Genomic DNA, 20,339 nt, shown 5'->3' with positions numbered 1-20,339 from the left:
ACCTATACACCTGGCGCTGGCTTCGAAGGCGACGATACGTTCACCTATACGATGAAAGACGAAGACGGTTACACGAGCAACGCAGCTACGGTAACGGTAAGTGTAGGCGGGGACAACGGTGGTCTGTTAGCAGTAGATGATAGTGCAGCGACCCCGATGGAAACCCCTGTGGATATAGACGTACTTGCCAATGACCAACCCGGAAATGCGGGCATAGATCCTGCTACGGTAGCGATCGTGGATATGCCTTCGGACGGAACAGTAGAAGTAGCTGCTACCGGAATAGTGACCTATACTCCCGGTGCCGGTTTTGAAGGTGTGGATACGTTTACCTATACGATGAAGGATACAGACGGCTATACCAGCAATGTTGCAACGGTAACCGTTACCGTAGGCGGAGCCAACGGAGGCCTTATGGCGGTAGATGATACGGCGGTAACCCCGATGGAAACCCCTGTGGATATCGAAGTATTGGCCAATGACGTGGCAGGAAATGCGGACATTGATCCTACTTCGGTAGCGATCGTGGATGCTCCCGGAAACGGTACAGCCGAGGTGAATATGACAACCGGAGTTGTAACGTATACTCCCGCTGCCGGTTTCGAAGGTGACGATACGTTCACGTATACCATGAAAGACGAAGACGGTTACACGAGCAACGCAGCTACGGTAACGGTAAGTGTAGGTGGTGACAACGGCGGTCTGTTAGCAGTAGATGATTCAGCGGTAACTCCAATGGAAACTGCTGTGGATATCGAAGTATTGGCCAATGACCAACCCGGAAATGCAGACATTGATCCTGCTACGGTAGCGATCGTGGATATGCCTTCTGACGGAACCGTGGAAGTAGCCGCTACCGGAATAGTGACCTATACTCCTGATGCCGGTTTTGAAGGCGTGGATACGTTCACTTATACCATGAAAGACGAAGACGGCTATACCAGCAATGTTGCAACGGTAACCGTTACCGTAGGCGGAACCAACGGCGGCCTGATGGCGGTAGATGATACGGCAAGTACCATCGTCGACGTACCGGTGACCATAGATGTTCTGGCCAACGATACGGGTGGAAATGCACCTATAGACGAGACAACCGTAGCGGTAGTGGATATGCCGACAGACGGTATGGTAGAAGTGGATATGGTTACCGGAGAAGTGACCTATACCCCTGATGCCGGTTTTGAAGGCGTGGATACGTTCACCTATACGGTAAATGATACCGAAGGTTATACCTCTAATGTCGCCCTGGTTACCGTAACGGTAGACCCGGCACCGACAGGACCTATTGCTAACGATGATGCCGTACAGGTGAATCCGAACAGCTTCATAAGGATAGCAGTACTGGATAACGATGCGGATGGCAGTGCGCCGATCGATCCTGCAACAGTTGATGTTATAAGCGGTCCTTCCAACGGTAGCATTGCGATTAATGTTGACGGAACAGTAGACTATATACCGGAAGCAGGTTTTGTCGGACAGGACAGCTTTGAGTATACCGTGGAAGATACGGAGGGAAGATTATCCAATATAGCGGTAGTATCTATAGATGTTACTTCAAACTCTGACCTTACGATCTCCATTACGGTTAATGAGGCGACACCATCCATAGACAGTGAAGTCGAGTTTACCATAACGGTTACTAACGATGGAGATCAGGTATTCTCCGATGTTATTGTAGATGAACCTCTGCCTTCGGGATATGAATTTGTAAGGTCTGAGTCTGCAGAAGGAGCCTACAATGAACTTACGGAGAAATGGACCATTGGCCATATTGGTGCCGAAGGAACTGCAACCCTGAGGTTGACAGCCAAAGTAGTAGCAGTTGCCGGAGCGGATTATCTGAATGTAGTAACTATAGAAGGATCTTCCCCGCTGGATGCGAACCTGGACAACAATACGGCGCAGGTAGCTGTAGAACCACTCTTGCTGGTAGTGTATAACGAGTTCTCTCCGAACGGGGACGGGTTTAATGACACTTTTGTGATAGATGGCATACAACTCTATCCGAACAATACATTACAAGTCTATAACAGGTACGGAAACCTGGTGTTTAAGACTTCGAATTATAATAATGATTGGGACGGAGTTGCCAATAAGAGCGGAGCTATTATGGAAAAAGACAGGTTGCCGGTAGGAACGTATTTCTACGTGCTGGATACCGGAACCGGGATAAGAAAAAGCGGATGGCTCTATCTCGCAAGATAAGATCACACATAAAGAGGGATACCCCATCCCTCTTTATTGCATTAAATCCATATAAAACAGATAAAATATAAGCAGATGAAAATTATAAACGTCAAAAAGAGCAATTACATTTTGTTTATATGTATGCTTGCTATGATTACGGTGAGAGCGCAGCAAGATCCTCAATATACACAGTACATGTATAATATGATGAGCTTTAACCCTGCCTATGCCGGTTCTGTTGGTACCCTGGAAGCGAATTTACTGCATCGTTCGCAGTGGACAGGTATAGACGGGGCACCGCAAACCCAGTCTTTAAGTGTTCATTCTCCTTTAAATAACGAAAAGGTAGGTTTGGGTTTTAATGCCGCACACGACAAACTGGGGCCGTCCCGGGAAGTATTTCTCGATGGAAATTTTTCCTATACCATACAAACCGGGTACTTTTCCAAACTGGCTTTCGGTGTGAAAGCAGGGGTCAGTATCCTGGATATCGATTGGAGTAAAGGAGATTTCAAGGATCCGAACGATCCTCTTTTTGCACAAAATGTCAATAAAACCCATTTTCTGGCAGGAGCGGGAGCATTTTATTATACGGATAAATGGTATATAGGATTTTCTGTTCCGAGTTTCCTTCGCTATGATTATTACGATGACAGGGAACAAGGAGGAGTACTGTCGGACAGGCTGCATTACTTTATAACAGGTGGATATGTGTTCGAACTGTCGCCTACCTTGTTATTCAAACCCGCCGCTATGGCAAAAATAGTTCGGGGAGCGCCTGTTTCCGTTGATCTTTCTGCCAACTTCCTGTTTCAGGAAAGGTTTACCCTGGGAGCTTCTTACCGATGGGACGACTCCGTAAGTGCCCTGGCAGGATTCCAGGTATCTCCGAGTTTTTTTATCGGATATGCCTATGATTATACCACGACGAGTTTTAACCGGTACAATGACGGGACTCATGAAATTATCCTGAGATACCAGATGCCGTTTAAATCCAGTCGTATAAAATCCCCGAGATTTTTCTAAACAGAATTGTCATGAGAAGAAAGATACTATGTACCCTTGGTTTACTATTTTGTGCTACAGTTGTCTTTGGACAACAGCCGAAAAAAGCAAACCGTTTGTTTAAAGACCTGGCTTATGTAGAAGCAGCACAGGCTTATGAAGAATATCTCAAAGGAGTAAATTCGCCTTCGCCGGAAGTCCTGGAAAACATAGCGGATTCGTATTATTTTATAAGTAACGATACCAGTGCTGTAAAATATTATAAGAAGCTCTATACATTGCAAAGAGGAGGAATGTCCGACATACATTTTAACAGGTATGTACATGCACTAAAAGGAACCAAGGACTATAGTGAAGCCAATTCGTTGATGAAAGAACACCTTAAAAATAAAGGTGATGAACAGGAAATATCCAGGTATGCGAAAGAAAAAGCGTATCTCGATAGCCTGGAACAGTCCGAATCCCTTTTTACCGCAAAAAACCTGGAAAGCAATACGGCGAGGTCCGAATTCGGCGCTACCTTTTACGGAGATAAAGTGGTCTTTTCTTCGACCAGGAAACCCAGCTATACACTGTATGTGTGGAATCAGCAGCCTTTCCTCGACCTGTATATGGGAGAGCGGAATGCCAGTGACGGGGAATTGTTCAATGTGGAACTTTTTCTCCCGGATATCCAATCCAAATATCACGACGCAACCATAACCTTTTCTCCCGACCTTTCCCATATATACTATACGACCAATATAGTAAAGAACCGGAACAAACTGGTAAACGATGATTCCGGGACCAACAATTTCCATATAATGAAAGGGGCTATCCAGGATGGAAAGATCGGGAAAACAGAGAGTATGCCATTCAATAGTGTGGACTATTCCGTGGGACACCCTTGTATGACCCCGGATGGAAAATGGTTGTTTTTTGTTTCCGACATGCCCGGTGGTTTCGGAGATACCGATATCTATGTAGTGGAAATGTCCGAAGACGGTAGCGTGGCGTCCGAACCGCAAAACCTCGGCCCGGTTATCAACACAAAAGGAAAGGAAATGTTTCCCTATTTCAAAGATGGGAAACTCTATTTTTCTTCGGACGGACATTACGGCCTGGGTCGTCTGGATGTATTTGAAAGCGAGCAGAAAGAAGGAACCTGGGAGTTCAGTACTCCTGAAAACCTGGGAGCCCCGGTAAACAGTAATAAGGACGATTTTTCCTTTGTTATAGATTCCACAGGGACTTATGGTTACTTTTCTTCCAACAGAGCGGAAGGAAAAGGAGACGATGACATTTATTATTACACCAAAGAAAAAGCGCCTTGCGATCAGTTTGTATCCGGTAAAGTCACCAATAAAAATACCCAGATGGCCCTCGAAGGAGCTACGGTAACGGTGTATGATGAATTCGGTGACCAGGTTACGGCAGCTACTACCGGGGAAGACGGTATGTACCAGGTGGAGATCCCTTGCGAATCTACCTATCTGTTCAAAGCGACCAAGCCTAATTATACTACGGACGAAAAAGAAGTGGTTACGACGGAGAAAAACGGTGAGGAGATTACGGATGTAAACTTTGAACTGACCAATTTTGACGATCTCATAGTCAAAGAAGACGACCAGGAAAAAATAGATGTAAATCCCATATACTTCGAGTTTGACAAAGCGGACATTACCCCACAGGCCGCCGAAGAACTCAACAAGGTAGTCTATGTGATGAACCAGTTCCCCGATGTGAAGATCAAAATAGAATCTCATGCAGATTGCAGGGGAAATGCCAATTACAACAGGAATTTAACGGACCGCAGGGCAAAATCCACGCAGAAGTATATTCTTGAAGTAGGTAAAATAGATGCGTCACGTATAGAAAGCGCCATCGGTTACGGCGAAGACCGCCCCAAAATCATTTGTGAAACCTGCAGCCAGTGTACGGAAGAACAACACGCCGAAAACCGAAGGTCCGATTTTATTATTATTGAGAAATAAGAATAAAATAATTTTATTGAGAGTTCTTAATCTGAACTAAGTGATGCGTCGGCAACGATGCAGCTGCTTATAATCCAAACCACCCTATGTACCCCGGATTAGAACAAAAAACAGTAGTACTGTTACTTTATACGGTATTTGCCTTTTCCTTCGGTTGCTTCACCGTCAGTGCACAGCAACCGAAAGAAAGGGTTTATGCTGCTTCTCAAACTAACGGGGCATCTCTTCTTGCATCTGTTTCGAACCCCGGGAATGTAGTCGGAAACGGGTTAAATACTTCAGCCAGATTAAATGTTCCTGTCGGTGCATTGGGCTTAACAAATGCACATATCCAACCCAGGTTCGGATCAACGCTGGCAGCAGGGACTTCCACGTACTTGAAACTTGGTATAAATCCCTCTCTTTTGGGACTCGGAATTACTATAAATGTAAGAGCATATAATGACAATACCGCTGTTGGTACACAAGTTACTCTCGGCTCACTGCTGTCTTTGTTGAACGGAGAATATCTGGAGGAAATAGTTTTTACACCTACAGATGGTAATGGGAATTTTGTAGCTTATAACGGAGTCAGAGTGACTCTAAATGGGGGGGCACTTAGTGCAGGAGCCAACATAGACGTATATTATGCTTATTATCTTCAGAATGCTACCGGTGCCATAGCATGTGATACTCCCGTTGAAGTTTTGTACGGTTCCACCGGGGCGTTGCTCTCCGGCGTTAACCAGGTGGAAAATCCGCAAAATGCCATTGACGGCAATACATCTACCTATACCCACCTGCGTTCCAATGTAGGAGTTCTGGATAAAACTTATATCCGGTCATTGTATAATACATTATCCAGGGAAGGAGATTCCATCCGTGTTATATTTCAAAATCCCGGGGGAGGTTTACTGGATGCCTCCCTGCTGGCTACCAATTTCACCATTACTACATATAATGACGATACGGATAACGGTGCCCTGGTATTGGATGAAAGCCTGCTTTCCCTTTCGTTATTGCCCGGAAGCAGTGATGTACAGGTATTGACTTACCCGGTTGAAGCAATATTTAACCGCATAGAAGTATCCCTCGGAGAAGGTCTGTTGAACGCATTGAGCAGTCTCTACGTTTACGAAATCCAAAGAATTGCAAAAGGCCCCGATATTACCTCCCCGCAGATGGCAGACGATGTGGTCTATGCCTGTTTTGGCGATGACGTCACCCTGGAAATAGAGCAGCCCGTTACCGGTTCCGTTTATACATGGTACACAGCCCCAACCGGGGGAACACCCGTTTTTACGGGAACTTCCTACACCCCGGATACTACCGTAACAGGTTCCGGGTTCTTTTACGCATCCGAAACAAGAGCCGGATGTACGAATGAATCCGGGCGTACCCCTGTTGAACTTATCGTATTTCCCTCCTACGGAAACCCTGACATTGTCATAGGAAATACGACAAATTAAATAGAATAATAACAATCTAACAATCACAAACATGAAATCCATTTTTACAACCTTGAAAAAAGGACTGATAGCCTTAATCTTTATCTTTTCGGCTTCTGCATTGGCACAGATCAATGCTCCTGTTCCCAACGGGCTTCCCATCAATGAGACTTCCAATCTGGACGTAGGGACCCTGACCAACGACACGCCCCCGGTAACAGCCCTGGATGGTGCGGTATTGTTTTACAACCCGGCTACATCCGGACCGTCGCTCACATTAACAGCCAGTCTCGATGACGGGGCCGGAAACACTTTTTCTTCGTACGAGTGGTACAACATGACCACAGACGGAACTACGGAAACGGAAAACCTTCTTACCGGGGAAACAACACAGGACCTTACATTGACAGCACTCGCTCCGGGGTACCACAAATTCCGGGTTTACGGCCTTGTGGACAACGGAGATGTGATCTGCCAGTCCGATGATTTCGAAGATATTATCCTCTTCGTATTGTCGCCGCTTACCGTAGATACTACTTTCGATGCCAACGGCAATCCTCTCGCTTACTGTTCTACCGATGTTCCGACGACGCCTATAGAATTGTCCGTAAGTGGTGTTAATGCAGATTATGCTGCAAATACCAACGGTTACCCGAATCCGGCCGGGAGCGATTTTGAAGTGTCTTACGCCTGGTTTGCCGTAAAGGACGGGGATACTGTCAATCCCATAGACCTTGCTACGACTACGGATACCTACGACGTAACCCTTACCGATCCTGGTACCTACACCTTTTATGTCGAAGTAGAGTACACTATAAAAGACAAAGAAAGCAGAGATTATGTAACCTATACGGGTAACGTACAGAACGGAGGAACGGACCTGGAGATCGTAGTATCACCTACTCCCGGGGCACCGACCATTATTATCGATAATATCGTAGACTAATATTTCCCCGGATATACTCCGGAATCATATACCCGGAACAGGAGCCCCGGTGTGGCCGCCTGTTCCCGGCTATGGCGTAATTCCTTTATTCGATATTATGAAGATCGGGAAACTCATTCTTATTTTCCTGTGTTTCTGGCAGGCTGTCGGTGCGCAGGAAGCCGGTGATATTGTGGTGGTCCTTCCGGGGAGCACGGTACACCTTCGTGCCGCTTCCGAAGGGGCATCCCGATACCAGTGGTTTCGGGATGGCGATGTACTGGATGGCGCTACCGGTGCCATCTATGCCGCTATCCAGGAAGGAAAATATACCGTGATTTCCTTTAATGCCGAAGGATGTGAGTCCGATATCTCCAACGAGATAGAGATCCGGTTTTCAGGAACCTCCTCACCCCCTGCAGGAGAAGGAGTGCAGTACTTCTGTCATTTCTTTGACCCGGTTCTGGCCGATATAGAAGTTCAGGGGCTCCATATTACCTGGTACGATGCGGAAGAGGACGGGAATGTTTTGCCGGGTACACAGCTCCTGGAAGACGGCGTAACGTACTACGCTTCCCAGTCTCCCGGAGGTCCCGGTACCGAAAGCCCGGAAAGGCTTGCGGTTACCGTATTTCTAGGACAGTGCCCCGATCTTTCCGTAAGCAAGGAAGTGGACAACGTGGAAGCTCCTGCGGATACCCGCGTTATCTTTTCTGTAAAAGTAAATAATGAAACACCCCTGGAAGTCAGGGATATAGTAATAAACGACAGGCTGCCATCCGGGTTTTCCTATACTTCCCATCATGCCGACAAAGGAAGCTACAATGCAACATCCGGTATATGGGATATACCGTTGCTTGCCGGAAACCAAAGCGCCGAACTCCTCGTGCATGCTACCGTACTCCCGGTGGGAGATTATACCAATATAGCTACCCTGGACGCTTCCGATCCTTCGGATACCGATGCGTCGAACAACCGTGCCGAAGTGACGGTAATTCCTTCCTGTCTCCGTGTGTACAACCTGTTTTCCCCTAACGGAGATGGTATGAACGACACCTTCCGGATCGATTGTATAGAAAACTACCCCGAAAATAAACTCGAAGTATACAATAGATACGGTCATGTCGTTTTCAGGCAAAAAGGTTATGACAACACCTGGAAAGGCGCTTCCAATGTGAAAAATACCATAAGCCGCAACGGAATGCTCCCTGTGGGTACCTATTATTATGTGCTGGATCCGGGAGACGGAAGCAAACCGGTTTCCGGATGGTTATACATCATGCGGTAAACAATATGTTTACGCCCAGGTTAGACTGGAAATGCTCCGGCGCCTGGCTTATCTTATCTTCAGAGGCCCGGGGTACTCGCGATAAGCGTATTTCTTTCCGCTTTAATGCCCGGAAAAAGGCCATTAAAGCAATCCCTTTGACACCGGAAGAGGTTCTGTTAGCGGTTAAAGAGATTAAGTTAGCGGCATACACAGTTACGTTGACCGCTAACCAGGTTGCTTGTGAATTCATACACAATTGCTTAAGCGGCTAACCGGGTTATGTTGACCGCTAAAGGGAATGGTTTAGCGGTTAAAGGGATTAAGTTAGCGGCATACACAGTTACGTTGACCGCTAACCGGGTTGCTTGTGAATTCATACACAATTGCTTAAGCGGCTAACCGGGTTATGTTGACCGCTAAAGGGAATGGTTTAGCGGTTAAAGGGATTAAGTTAGCGGCATACACAATTACGTTGACCGCTAACCGGGTTACTTGTGAATTCATAAGCAATTACTTAAGCGGCTAACCGGGTTATGTTGACCGCTAAAGGGAATGGTTTAGCGGCATACACAGTTGCGTTGACCGCTGACCGGGTTGCTTGTGAATTCATAAGCAATTACTTAAGCGGCTAACCGGGTTATGTTAGCCGCTAAAGGGAATGGTTTAGCGGCTAACACAAACCGGTTCGGTGTAAACGTAATCCCTTAAATGGCAAAAACCGGCTCCGGATTATCCGGCCGGGAATACGATATGCCGGTCCGCCGACAAAGGCAGGTGTATTTTTACAGGGAAGCTGTCCATCCTGAAGTTGCCGGGGTATCCGGCCTTAGAAAACAGTTTCTTAATAGCCAAAAAGCAATTTCATGGCCTGCCGGGACCCATGGACTTTAAAAAGTGTCTCTGAATTCATTATGATGACTGGCACGGGTTTTGTATTTTTGGACTCTTGTTAAAACCGAATAAAAAATTATACATGCAGGAAGAAAGGGTCATACTGGTAAATGAGAAGGACGAACCGCAAGGGCTGATGCCTAAAATGGAAGCCCATGAAAAAGGATTGTTGCACCGTGCATTCTCCGTGTTTGTAATGAATGAAAAAGGGCAGACCATGATACAGCAAAGAGCAAAAACAAAATATCATTCACCCGGACTCTGGACCAATACCTGTTGTAGCCACCAGAGAGAAGGGGAGGAGTCCGTAGAAGCCGGTAAAAGACGGCTGATGGAAGAAATGGGCTTTACCACCGGTCTCGAGGAAATCTTTTCGTTTGTATACAAGGCGCCTTTTGATAACGGACTGACGGAACATGAATTTGACCATGTGCTGATAGGGAAATACAATGAAGAACCCGACCCTAATCCGGAAGAAGTGGCAGACTGGAAGTGGGTATACCCGCGGGAAGTAAAAAAAGATATGGAACTTCACCCGGAATTATATACCGCCTGGTTTAAGATCATTTTCGATAAATTTTACGATCATTTAATGCAAAACGCATCGTTATGAGGGTTAAGGTAAGCAGGAAGGCTCATTTTAATGCGGCACACAAACTGCATAATCCGAAATGGAGCAAAGAAAAGAACGAGGAAGTCTACGGCAAATGCAGTAGTCCCAATTACCATGGCCATAATTATGAACTCATAGTAAGTGTTACGGGAGAAATAGACCCCGAAACCGGGTTTGTCATGGATATAAAAGACCTGAAAGACCTGATAGCTGCCGAAATAGAAGATGTACTGGATCATAAAAACCTCAATCTCGATATTCCGGAATTTAAAGAACTCAATCCCACGGCAGAACACATAGCAGTGGTGATCTGGAACAAACTTCGAAAATTCATAAAACCCGATCTGGACCTGGAAGTTGTATTGTACGAAACCCCGCGTAATTTCGTTACGTATACCGGGGCGTAAGAACAAGGGACATAGTTCTTTCCACCCGGAAAAAATGAGAAACAAAACACAAACTATACATTAAAGATGAAATCCTATCCTATAAAATTCACTCCTATTCTCAAAGAACGCCTTTGGGGAGGTACCAAGTTACACGATGTGCTCGGAAAAGAGATCAGCAGCGATATCACCGGGGAAAGCTGGGAACTGTCAGCAGTGCCGGGAGACGTTTCCGTAGTGGCCAACGGACCGTACCGGGGTAAAAGCCTTCAGGAACTTATAGACACGCACCATGCGGCATTACTGGGAGAAGGTGTAGCCAAACGCTTCGGTGCCGAATTCCCTATCCTTATTAAGTTTATCGACGCCAAACAGGACCTGTCTATTCAGTTGCACCCCAATGATGAACTGGCAAGAAAAAGACACAATTCTTTCGGGAAAACCGAAATGTGGTATATAATGCAGGCCGATGAAGGCGCCGAACTTATTGTGGGGTTTAATAAAAACGTGACCAAAGAAGCGTATGCGGCCAATCTGGAAAAAAACACCCTTACGGATATCCTGAACTATGAAAAGGTAAAGGAAGGCGACACATTTTTTATAAATACCGGGAAAGTACACGCTATAGGTGCAGGGGTGCTGCTGGCCGAAATACAGCAAACTTCCGACGTTACTTATCGCATTTACGATTTTAACCGTAAAGATAAAAACGGGAATACCCGCGAACTACATACCGAACTGGCCCTGGATGCCATAGATTATGAAAAGAAAGACGATTTTAAGGTAGCGTATACCAAGGAGAAAAACGTTTCCAATATCATGGTGGAATGCCCTTACTTTACTACCAATTACATGGATGTGGAAGGCCACCTCGAGCACGACATTGCAGGGAGGGACTCCTTCAGTATCTATATGTGTGTGGAAGGGGAAGCGGAAATAGCGGTCGGAGAAATAACCGAAAAAATACGTAAGGGAGAAACCGTATTGATCCCGGCAACGACCGATATGGTGAACCTTATTTCGGATAAAGGAAAACTATTGGAAGTATACATCGGGTAAATTACCGTAAAAAATCTAAATTTGTAAAAAATTAATATATCATGGCAAGTGTTAAGAATCTGAAGAAAGAGATCAATTCGGTTTTGGGGGATATTATAGAAGCAGTATACCTATGGGAAACTGCGACAGATAATACTAATTCCGAGGAAGGAAATGCAATTATCGACGAAGCTATCGAGGCTTTTGACAATTTGATCGAAAAAGTAAATGATAAAAGTGTTGAGGATAGAAAGGCTCATTTAAAGTCAGTTAACAATGAATTGGAAGCGAAAGCCAATGTGTTGATTGAAAAAGTAAACAAATTAGCGTAATTTTTTTTTAAAAAAGATTGGTAGAAAATAAAATCCATTTTATATTTGCCACCGCTTTTAAGGCATATTTGAGGCCGGCATAGCTCAGTTGGCCAGAGCACGTGATTTGTAATCTCGGGGTCGTGGGTTCGAATCCCTCTGCCGGCTCAACAGGAAAACCCTTCGGAAACGGAGGGTTTTTTTATGCTTGAATTTATTCTGGTATGTTTACAGAGGGATGAGAAGTTTACCCTGAGCCCAGTCGAAGGGAATCCCTCTGCCGGCTCAAGTAGAGGTTGTCTTTTAACCACTAAGATCACAAAGTAGGCACAAAGGGCGCAAAGTTGCAAGCGAATGATTATAAAATATTTAATACTTTGAGTGCTTTGTGCCTACTCCGTGCCCTTTGTGGTTTTAAGTATTTTTGAGACAACCTCTTTTTATGGGTTTAGTTTTGTACTTGTAAACTATTCCTATTCCGTGTACCTCCGTGTTTTCTTTGCGGGTCTCTGTGTAATAACTTTTTTCAGCCTTCTAAAAAACTCCGAACTCCATCCCTATTATATATCGGGACTCCTCAACTTTTGAGTTTACCTGCGTACATGTACGTCATTTTCATCTTTTCCCGTATTTTTGCTGCACAAGAAAAATATCTTATGTACAAATCTATTATCCGTCCCGTTCTTTTTCAGTTCGATCCTGAAAAAGTACACCATTTCACTTTCGCATTTATCAAAGCGGTAAATAAAATACCCGGTGTGCGGGCCCTGCTTAAAAGCGTATATACGGTTAACGATCCGCGCCTGGAACGGGAGGTATTCGGTTTGAAATTTAAAAATCCGGTTGGTCTTGCCGCGGGTTTTGACAAAGACGCCAAACTGTTCAACGAACTTTCCGGTTTTGGATTCGGTTTTATCGAAATCGGGACGCTTACCCCGAAACCCCAGCCGGGGAATCCTCCCAAGCGGTTGTTCCGTTTACGTTCCGATTCCGCTATTGTAAACCGGATGGGATTTAACAACGGGGGAGTAGAAGAGGCCGTAAAGCGGCTCAAAAAAAATAAAGGTGTACTGGTGGGGGGAAATATAGGTAAGAACAAAGTAACGCCCAACGAAGACGCTGCAGAAGATTACCGCATATGTTTCGAGGCCCTGTATGATTATGTCGACTATTTTGTGGTGAATGTCAGTTCGCCGAATACCCCCAACCTGCGGGCTTTGCAGGATAAAGAACCTCTGAAAAAGCTCCTGGCCGGCTTACAGAATCACAAACTGCAGGCTACGGGAAAAAAACCGGTGTTATTGAAAATTGCTCCCGATCTCACCGAAGACCAGCTCCGGGATATTGTTCATATCGTTGAAGAAACCGGTATTGCCGGGGTGATAGCTACCAATACCACCATATCCAGGGAAGGTTTGAAATCTCCCGCAAAGGAAGAAGCGGGGGGATTGAGCGGAAAACCGCTGAAAGACCGGTCTACGGAAGTAATACGGTTTTTGAGCAGGGAAAGTAATGGGAGTTTCCCGATAGTAGGTGTCGGCGGAATACATTCTCCGGGAGATGCCCTGGAAAAACTGGAAGCCGGCGCGAGTCTGGTCCAGGTATACACGGGATTCATATACGAAGGCCCCGGACTGGTAAAGCGGATAAACAAAAAATTGCTGCACCGGTCGTAAAGCGGTATTGTCCCGGAACCATATTCCGCGAACGGAAAGCTGTGATTAACTAACCCAAATTGTTTACATTTGAATAAAATAAGACCTATGCAAAAACATGTTATTTTTGATATGGATGGTGTTCTTGTAGATAGCGAGCCTGTTCATATGCAAATACTGGGGGAAGTACTCGGAGAAATGGGAGTGGAACTCCCCGGGGAATACCATTTTACCCTTGTGGGAATGGGAGCTTTGATGATCTGGGAAAAACTGAAGAAAGATTTTGCTCTCAAAGGAGATCCCCGGGATCTCCTGGAAGCGCATAAAGCACATTTTTTCCGGGTCATAAACGATAGGGATATTCCGCTGACCGATGGAATAACCGAATTGCTCGACCGTTTGAAATCGGAAGAGTATAATCTCTCCCTGGGATCTTCCTCTCCGGTTAAACTCATAGATATCTTTATGGAAAAAGTGAACCTGAGGGGATATTTTGACCATATTGTAAGCAGTGAACATGTAGCAAACGGAAAACCTTTTCCGGACATCTTTCTGAAGGTATCCGAACTATACGATATTGCACCGGGTAAATTTGTGGTGATAGAAGATAGCAAGAACGGGGTTCGTGCAGCCAGGTCTGCCGGGATGCAATGTATAGGTTACAGAAATATGAATTCCGGCAACCAGGATCTTTCTGCGGCCAACCTCCTGATAGACGATTTCGGGGAACTTACCACGGAAAAAATGGAAATGTTTTACCTGGTGAATGAATAAAATAAAGCTCATAGAATGCCCCCGGGATGCCATGCAGGGAATCCGGATGTTTATACCCACAGATAAAAAAGTGGCGTATATACAGTCTCTGCTACGCGTGGGTTTTGACACCATAGATTTCGGGAGCTTTGTTTCTCCCAAGGCTATTCCGCAAATGGCGGATACGGCAGAAGTCCTCGGTGCGCTGGACCTTTCCGCGACAAAGAGCAAGCTACTGGCAATTGTGGCCAATGTCCGCGGCGCGGAAGATGCTGCCCTTCACCCGGAAATCCGTTACCTGGGCTATCCTTTTTCCATTTCCGAAAACTTCCAGATGCGTAACACGCACAAGACCATTGCGGAATCTACGGTTATTTTACAGGAAATACTCAATATCGCCCATAAAGCCGGTAAAGAAGTCGTAGCCTATCTTTCCATGGGGTTCGGAAATCCGTACGGTGATCCCTGGAATGTGGAGATTGTGGCCGAATGGACGGAAAAACTTTCTGCGATGGGGGTAAAAATTCTATCCCTTTCCGACACCGTAGGTAGTTCTGCCCCCGAAGTTATTCGTTATCTGTTCTCCAATCTTATCCCTGCTTATCCGGAAATAGAGTTCGGTGCACATTTACACACTACCCCTGGCTCCTGGTATGAAAAAGTAGATGCGGCATACAGGTCCGGATGTACCAGGTTTGACGGTGCCATACAGGGATTCGGTGGCTGCCCTATGGCCAAGGACGAACTCACCGGAAATATGCCCACGGAAAAACTGTTTTCTTATTTTACGACCGAAAAGGCCGATACCGGCCTGTCCCCGATGAGTTTTGAAAGCGCTTATAACGAAGCGACCAAAGTTTTTGGTGCCTATTTTTAACAGAATTTTCCGGTAAACATTTAGACAGTCTCTTAAGATCTGCAACCTGTAACTTGTAACCCGGTGGCTTCGGTACAACAGTCTGAAGCTGCCACTCAGCCACCTCGCTTTGTGCCAAACCTGCAACTTGTAACCTGTAACCCGGTGGCTTCGATACAACAGCCTGCGGCTGCCACTCAGCCACCTCGCTTTGTGCCAAACCTGCAACCTGTAACTTGTAACCTGCAATTTTAAAAACTACAATTATAGTTTTTTAATGCGTTTGCCCTGCTTGTTAATACTCTGTATTGTGTATCTTATGATTTTTAACTTAATTTGTTTGTAATCAACCTGCAAATATGTGTTTTGATTGCTGTGTTTTTAAGTTCTGAATACGGTGTCTGACATTTCTGATAAAGGATAAAAGATGAAAAGTGAAAGCCCGAAAAAAAAACGGAAAAAGGTAATCGAAACGGTCACACCCTCCAGGAAAATCCTGCGTCTTTGCGGGCAGGCCATCCTGGCGGTACTGCTTGTTTTTTTCTCCGTTTCGCTTCTGGTGGATTTCAGCGGCAGCCTGAACCCGTTTTACACCATCCTTTATCTTCTTGTTTACATACTTACAGGAGTGCTTATAGCCTGGATAGCCGGTCTTTTGCTGGGGATATTCGGGCAGGCGCCCGGGCTGTTTCGTTTTGCCGTTCTGTTTGCAATACTGAGTATCTTTTACTTTTTATTCGTTCCTGAAGTATACGGAAGAGTGTTGTTATTACTGCTGGTGGTTCTACCGTCTTTTGTAGTGGCAGGAGTTTATAAATGGCGAAAAGGCGAATTATTCCCGTTATCCGGTCCTTCCCGCTTTATAACCCTGTTTCTGTTCGTTATCGGAATATTGGGATTATGCGTGGGAGGGTGGTTTTATTTTTCGCCGGGGAGTATGGCCGAAGAAACGGAGAATGTGAAAATGACAACAGATCATCTTCCGAAGGCCATTAATGCGCCCGATCCTTCACAAAAGGGGAAATATAAGGTAGCACGCCTTACTTACGGAAGCGGTACGGATAAACTCCGCACGGAGTACCGGGATAGTGTAAGTCTTACCACAGACCCTGTCGATGCTTCCGGGCTTCTGAAATCCTGGAAGGGTTTCAGCGGTAAACTGCGGACCTGGTATTTTGGTTTCGATGCTTCCGGACTGCCTTTGAATGCCCGCGTATGGTACCCGGAAGAGCAGGACGTCCCGGCTCCGCTGGTGATCATCGTACACGGTAATCACCTCGCCCAGGACTATTCGGAAGGGGGGTATGCTTATCTGGGGGAGCTGTTGGCGAGCCGGGGGTATATCGTGGCATCAGTAGATGAGAATTTTCTGAATTCGAGCATAACCGATTTTCAGCATTTTAAAGGAGGCCTTAAAAAAGAGAACGGTGTAAGAGGATGGCTTTTGTTAAAGCACCTGCAGCAATGGCAAAAATGGAATGAAGACCCTGCAAATATGTTCTATGAACGGGTAGACATGGACAGAATAGCGCTTATAGGACATTCCAGGGGAGGTGAAGCCGTGGGGCACGCGGCACTTTTTAACCGCTTACCCTGTTTTCCGGACGATGCTACCGTGCCTTTCGGTTTTAATTTCAATATCCGTGCGGTTATTGCCATAGCACCGGTGGACGGACAGTACAAACCTTCTTCCGAACTCACCGTACCGGAAGATGTGAATTACTTTGTACTGCATGGCACACATGATATGGATATGCGGTCTTACGGAGGTCTGGCTACTTATAAAAGAGTGAAATTTTCCCCGGAATTTAAAGGGTTTAAAGCCGGTTTATACATTCACAGGGCCAATCACGGGCAGTTTAATAGTTCCTGGGGAAGAAAAGATGGTATAAGTCCGCATATCAATATCTTCAATCTGAAACAATTGATATCGGAGCAGGAACAACAACAGGTAAGCAAAACATATATAAGCTCGTTCCTGGAAGTCACGTTAAAGGACAATCCGGTATACCGGCCCGTTTTTACGGATTATCGCTTTGCCCGAAACTGGCTTCCCGGCCTGATATATTTCAATCAGTACGAGAGCAGCGACTTTTACCGGGTTGCCGGTTATGACGAAGATATGGATGTGCGAAGTACTACACTACAAGGGGGAGATATAAGTTCCGAAAACCTGAGTGTGTGGCGTGAAAAACGGCAAAACCTCATGTGGAACGACCATATTACCAAAGCGGTCCATATCGGGTGGGACAGCAGGGAGAATGAAGAAAGGATAGGTTCCTACACCCTGACTTTACCGGATAGCCTGCAACTTCCTCCGGGGAATACCCTCCTTACGTTTTCCCTGGCAGAAAGCGATGAAAACCCTTCGCATAAAGAAAAAGAAGAGGATACGGATAAAGCGGATAAAGAAGAAAGAGAAGAAGAGGATGAAGATACGTCGGGGGACGAACCGCTGGACTTTACCATAGAATTGACGGATGCGGAGGGAGAAAAAATAAACTTTCCGTTGAGCAACTGTAGTTTCGTACAACCTCAGATCCGGAAAAATATCACCAAATTCGCCTTCCTGAATTCCATGCAGGATACCGAGGCTATTCCTGATTTCTTTTATTTTGATATGAACGCCCTGCAGGAATCAAACCCCGATTTTCAGTTACGGGCATTGAAGAATATCCGGTTTATATTTGATAAAAAAAGTTCCGGTGTTATCATTCTTGATGATATAGGATTTGAAAGAGAAAACCGATAGGCCTGATTTCTCTCTCAAATCCTTAGAAACTGATTTCTTTGATCTGTTCCGTGAACCTGTTGTCCAAACTGGAACGGGCAGGTATTCTGCCTAAAACCTGGCTATGACACCACCGTATGCTCCGAACGGAAGCCCGGGGCGTAAGCCGGACGGAGTACGGGCCACAGGGTATTCCCGGTCCAAAAGGTTGTTGATATTTCCGGTAAGGCTCAGGTACCTGTTCAGGTGATATTTGGCAGCCATATCTACAATAAAATTGGCATCGATTTTTTCGTTTTCCGGAATATGTCCGGTACCTGCCTGGGTCCGGAAAGTACCGTTATACCTGCCATTGATACCAATACTGAACTTCTCGTGTTCCAGGCTTACCCGGGCGTTGAACTGGTGCCTGGAGATATACGGTATTTCGTCTCCCTTCTTTACTTCGCCCCATGCGTTGCTTTCAAAAGCGTTCCGGAAATCCGTATCCGTAAAAGTATAAGTGAAACTCAGGGGTAGTTTAAACCTTGAAATACCGGATAAGGGGTCGTAGTGCAACAGTAATTCCAGTCCCTTTACATCTACTTTCCCCGCGTTAAACTGTTCCAGGGTACCGCTACCTCCCGAAGCAGCGAGATCATTGCCCAGCATATTACTGTAGTTATTGTAAAACCCGGTTATTTCACCCCCGATGCCCAGGATCGAAAATCGTGTACCGAGTTCTATATTGATGCTTTTTTCAGGATCCTCGTCCGGGGTGTTACCGGGAGGCGCAAAACCTTTGTGGATACCTCCGAACAGGGCAAAATCACTGTTGAAAATATAGTTGGCTCCTATGCCCGGGATCAGGACATCTACCTTGTTTTCCCTGGTAGAAGGGGGAGCTGTCCTGGAAAGGTTGTCCTTACCGTAGTCTTTTCGGACGAATTTAATATTCTCATAGCGGATGCCGGGAGTCAGGGTCAGCCTGTCTATGGTCAGTTTATAGAGTGTATGAGCGGAAAAAGCGGTAGCATCGCTTATACGGTTGGCATCTGTCCCCGGGGTTTCCGAGCTTACTATCTGCATTATCCCGCCGGTCATGCTGTACTGGTCGGACCACTGGAAGCGGTCTTCCCGGTCGTAGTGATACCTGGCGCCGATTTCCAGGTCGCTTTTTACAGTATTTCCCCAGGTAATGTTACCTACGGTCTGAATCCCCTTGGCAGCGTATTCCCTGTTGTTGTTTTTAACGTTCAGCTCACCTGCCGCCGTGTTTATAGTCCCGGTTACCACACCGTATGCATACGGATTTGCCGAAGGATCTTCGAGCAGCGGGGCAATGGAAACACCAGCAACTTTGTCCAGTTTATACCAGTTACGTGCAAAACCGTTGTAATATCCCGTAGTGGTAATGTTTATGTTTTGTGCAGGGCGGATAATGTGAGTGACCATGATCTGCCTGTGGTCTGTGTTCATCTGGTCCTTTTGGGATGCTGCATAGCGCCTGTAAGGGGAGGCTTTATAATCTGCATTCGTCAGCCCGAGGTAGGTCTCGTCCGATGTTTCATCCGAATACTGGAATTTAACTCCGAGAGACTGGTATGTTTTTGCGTCCCTGTCCGTGTTTATCCGTACACGGGCAACAAAGTCATTTTTATTAAAACCCGTATTATCCCCGTTGTCCAGTTCCTTAAAACCATCGGACCGGTAGTTGAGATACTCCACCATATAGCCGATATTTTGATGGGAATTACCTACGGAAGCATGTACTTTAGAGGTATTGAATGTGCCGTAAGAAGCCTCTGCTCTTCCCGAAAAGGATTCGGGTATCTGCGTGGAGATCATATTTATGGCACCACCGGTCGTAAACGGGCCGTATTGTACCTGGCTGCTGCCTTTAAGGATCTCGACGGATTGCATACGGGCGATAGTGGGAAAATAATAGGCGGCCGGGGCGCTGTAAGGGGCAGGGGCCGCAAGCACACCGTCTTCCATGATGGTTATCTTCGAACTCCTTCCGGGATCTGTTCCCCTCAGACTGATGTTTGGCCGTAATCCGAAACCGTCTTCTTCATAGTAATTTACTCCCGGTACTTCCTGTAGCACACGGCTTATGTCCGTATAGGAAAATTGTTGCAGGTCTTCGGAAGATATAAAATAGGCCGATCCTGTCCTGTTCTTTGCGGCAAACTTACTGCCCAGGATGGCGTTTCCGTTCAATACCACTTCCTGGAGGGCTACAACCGAATCTGTTGGAGAAACGGCGGACTGCTGTGCATATAGGGCCGTATTGACCAGGAATAAAATCAATAATAGTTTTTTACTCACGGTATTAG

At 46.0% G+C, this 20,339-nt stretch carries 16 protein-coding genes and 1 tRNA gene; 15 read left to right on the top strand and 2 right to left on the bottom strand.

The annotated features are described in order from the left end of the window. The 6 genes from ACVBDU_RS03770 to ACVBDU_RS03745 all read left to right on the top strand — a co-directional run. Nucleotides 1-2,205 (top strand): Ig-like domain-containing protein (locus ACVBDU_RS03770; RefSeq protein WP_447178448.1); only part of this gene is annotated, 2,205 nt, incomplete at its 5' end. Nucleotides 2,206-2,280: 75 nt separating this feature from the next. Then, complete coding sequence (locus ACVBDU_RS03765; RefSeq protein ID WP_447178447.1) at nt 2,281-3,213, top strand: PorP/SprF family type IX secretion system membrane protein; 933 nt, start codon at nt 2,281-2,283, stop codon at nt 3,211-3,213. Between the two features lie 11 nt (nt 3,214-3,224). Next, nucleotides 3,225-5,165: an OmpA family protein gene (locus ACVBDU_RS03760; RefSeq protein WP_447178446.1), complete on the top strand. Its 1,941-nt coding sequence runs from the start codon at nt 3,225-3,227 to the stop codon at nt 5,163-5,165. A gap of 86 nt (nt 5,166-5,251) precedes the next feature. Beyond that, the gene (locus tag ACVBDU_RS03755) at nt 5,252-6,613 is read left to right on the top strand and encodes an immunoglobulin domain-containing protein (protein WP_447178445.1); all 1,362 of its coding nucleotides are present in this window, start codon (nt 5,252-5,254) and stop codon (nt 6,611-6,613) included. A 31-nt stretch (nt 6,614-6,644) separates the two neighbouring features. Then, nucleotides 6,645-7,538 carry a hypothetical protein gene (locus ACVBDU_RS03750; protein WP_447178444.1) on the top strand — a complete coding sequence of 298 codons (894 nt, stop codon included), beginning with the start codon at nt 6,645-6,647 and terminating at the stop codon, nt 7,536-7,538. A 97-nt stretch (nt 7,539-7,635) separates the two neighbouring features. Next, nucleotides 7,636-8,805: a T9SS type B sorting domain-containing protein gene (locus tag ACVBDU_RS03745; RefSeq protein ID WP_447178443.1), complete on the top strand. Its 1,170-nt coding sequence runs from the start codon at nt 7,636-7,638 to the stop codon at nt 8,803-8,805. Here ACVBDU_RS03745 and ACVBDU_RS03740 read toward each other — a convergent pair. Next, nucleotides 8,795-9,037: a hypothetical protein gene (locus ACVBDU_RS03740; protein ID WP_447178442.1), complete on the bottom strand. Its 243-nt coding sequence runs from the start codon at nt 9,035-9,037 to the stop codon at nt 8,795-8,797. The genes ACVBDU_RS03745 and ACVBDU_RS03740 overlap by 11 nt on opposite strands. Before the next feature lie 723 nt (nt 9,038-9,760). Between ACVBDU_RS03740 and idi the strand changes: the two genes are divergently transcribed. The 9 genes from idi to ACVBDU_RS03695 all read left to right on the top strand — a co-directional run bounded on the left by idi (nt 9,761) and on the right by ACVBDU_RS03695 (nt 18,042). Next, nucleotides 9,761-10,291 (top strand): isopentenyl-diphosphate Delta-isomerase, encoded by a 531-nt coding sequence (gene idi, locus ACVBDU_RS03735; protein WP_447178441.1) that lies wholly within the window; start codon nt 9,761-9,763, stop codon nt 10,289-10,291. After that, nucleotides 10,288-10,698, top strand: coding sequence for a 6-pyruvoyl trahydropterin synthase family protein (locus ACVBDU_RS03730; RefSeq protein ID WP_447178440.1), 411 nt, complete (start codon nt 10,288-10,290; stop codon nt 10,696-10,698). Before idi ends, ACVBDU_RS03730 begins: the two co-directional genes overlap by 4 nt. A gap of 66 nt (nt 10,699-10,764) precedes the next feature. Continuing rightward, nucleotides 10,765-11,736: a type I phosphomannose isomerase catalytic subunit gene (locus ACVBDU_RS03725; RefSeq protein ID WP_447178439.1), complete on the top strand. Its 972-nt coding sequence runs from the start codon at nt 10,765-10,767 to the stop codon at nt 11,734-11,736. A gap of 41 nt (nt 11,737-11,777) precedes the next feature. Next, nucleotides 11,778-12,047 (top strand): hypothetical protein, encoded by a 270-nt coding sequence (locus tag ACVBDU_RS03720; protein ID WP_447178438.1) that lies wholly within the window; start codon nt 11,778-11,780, stop codon nt 12,045-12,047. A 73-nt stretch (nt 12,048-12,120) separates the two neighbouring features. After that, a tRNA-Thr gene (locus tag ACVBDU_RS03715) sits at nt 12,121-12,194 on the top strand. A gap of 488 nt (nt 12,195-12,682) precedes the next feature. Then, entirely contained in the window at nt 12,683-13,702 is a 1,020-nt protein-coding gene (locus ACVBDU_RS03710; RefSeq protein WP_447178437.1) for a quinone-dependent dihydroorotate dehydrogenase, read from the top strand. An 87-nt stretch (nt 13,703-13,789) separates the two neighbouring features. Continuing rightward, the gene (locus tag ACVBDU_RS03705) at nt 13,790-14,455 is read left to right on the top strand and encodes an HAD family hydrolase (RefSeq protein WP_447178436.1); all 666 of its coding nucleotides are present in this window, start codon (nt 13,790-13,792) and stop codon (nt 14,453-14,455) included. Further along, nucleotides 14,448-15,311, top strand: a complete 864-nt coding sequence (locus tag ACVBDU_RS03700) for a hydroxymethylglutaryl-CoA lyase (protein WP_447178435.1) — start codon at nt 14,448-14,450, stop codon at nt 15,309-15,311. Before ACVBDU_RS03705 ends, ACVBDU_RS03700 begins: the two co-directional genes overlap by 8 nt. 406 nt (nt 15,312-15,717) lie before the next feature. Further along, entirely contained in the window at nt 15,718-18,042 is a 2,325-nt protein-coding gene (locus ACVBDU_RS03695) for a hypothetical protein (RefSeq protein ID WP_447178434.1), read from the top strand. Nucleotides 18,043-18,132: 90 nt separating this feature from the next. Here ACVBDU_RS03695 and ACVBDU_RS03690 read toward each other — a convergent pair whose 3' ends face one another. After that, entirely contained in the window at nt 18,133-20,331 is a 2,199-nt protein-coding gene (locus ACVBDU_RS03690; RefSeq protein ID WP_447178433.1) for a TonB-dependent receptor family protein, read from the bottom strand. Nucleotides 20,332-20,339 lie beyond the last annotated feature (8 nt).

The sequence above is a fragment of the Sinomicrobium endophyticum genome (genome assembly GCF_052983315.1).
The sequence above is the reverse complement of the archived record's forward strand: the minus strand, read 5'-3'. Positions and strand labels throughout refer to the sequence as shown.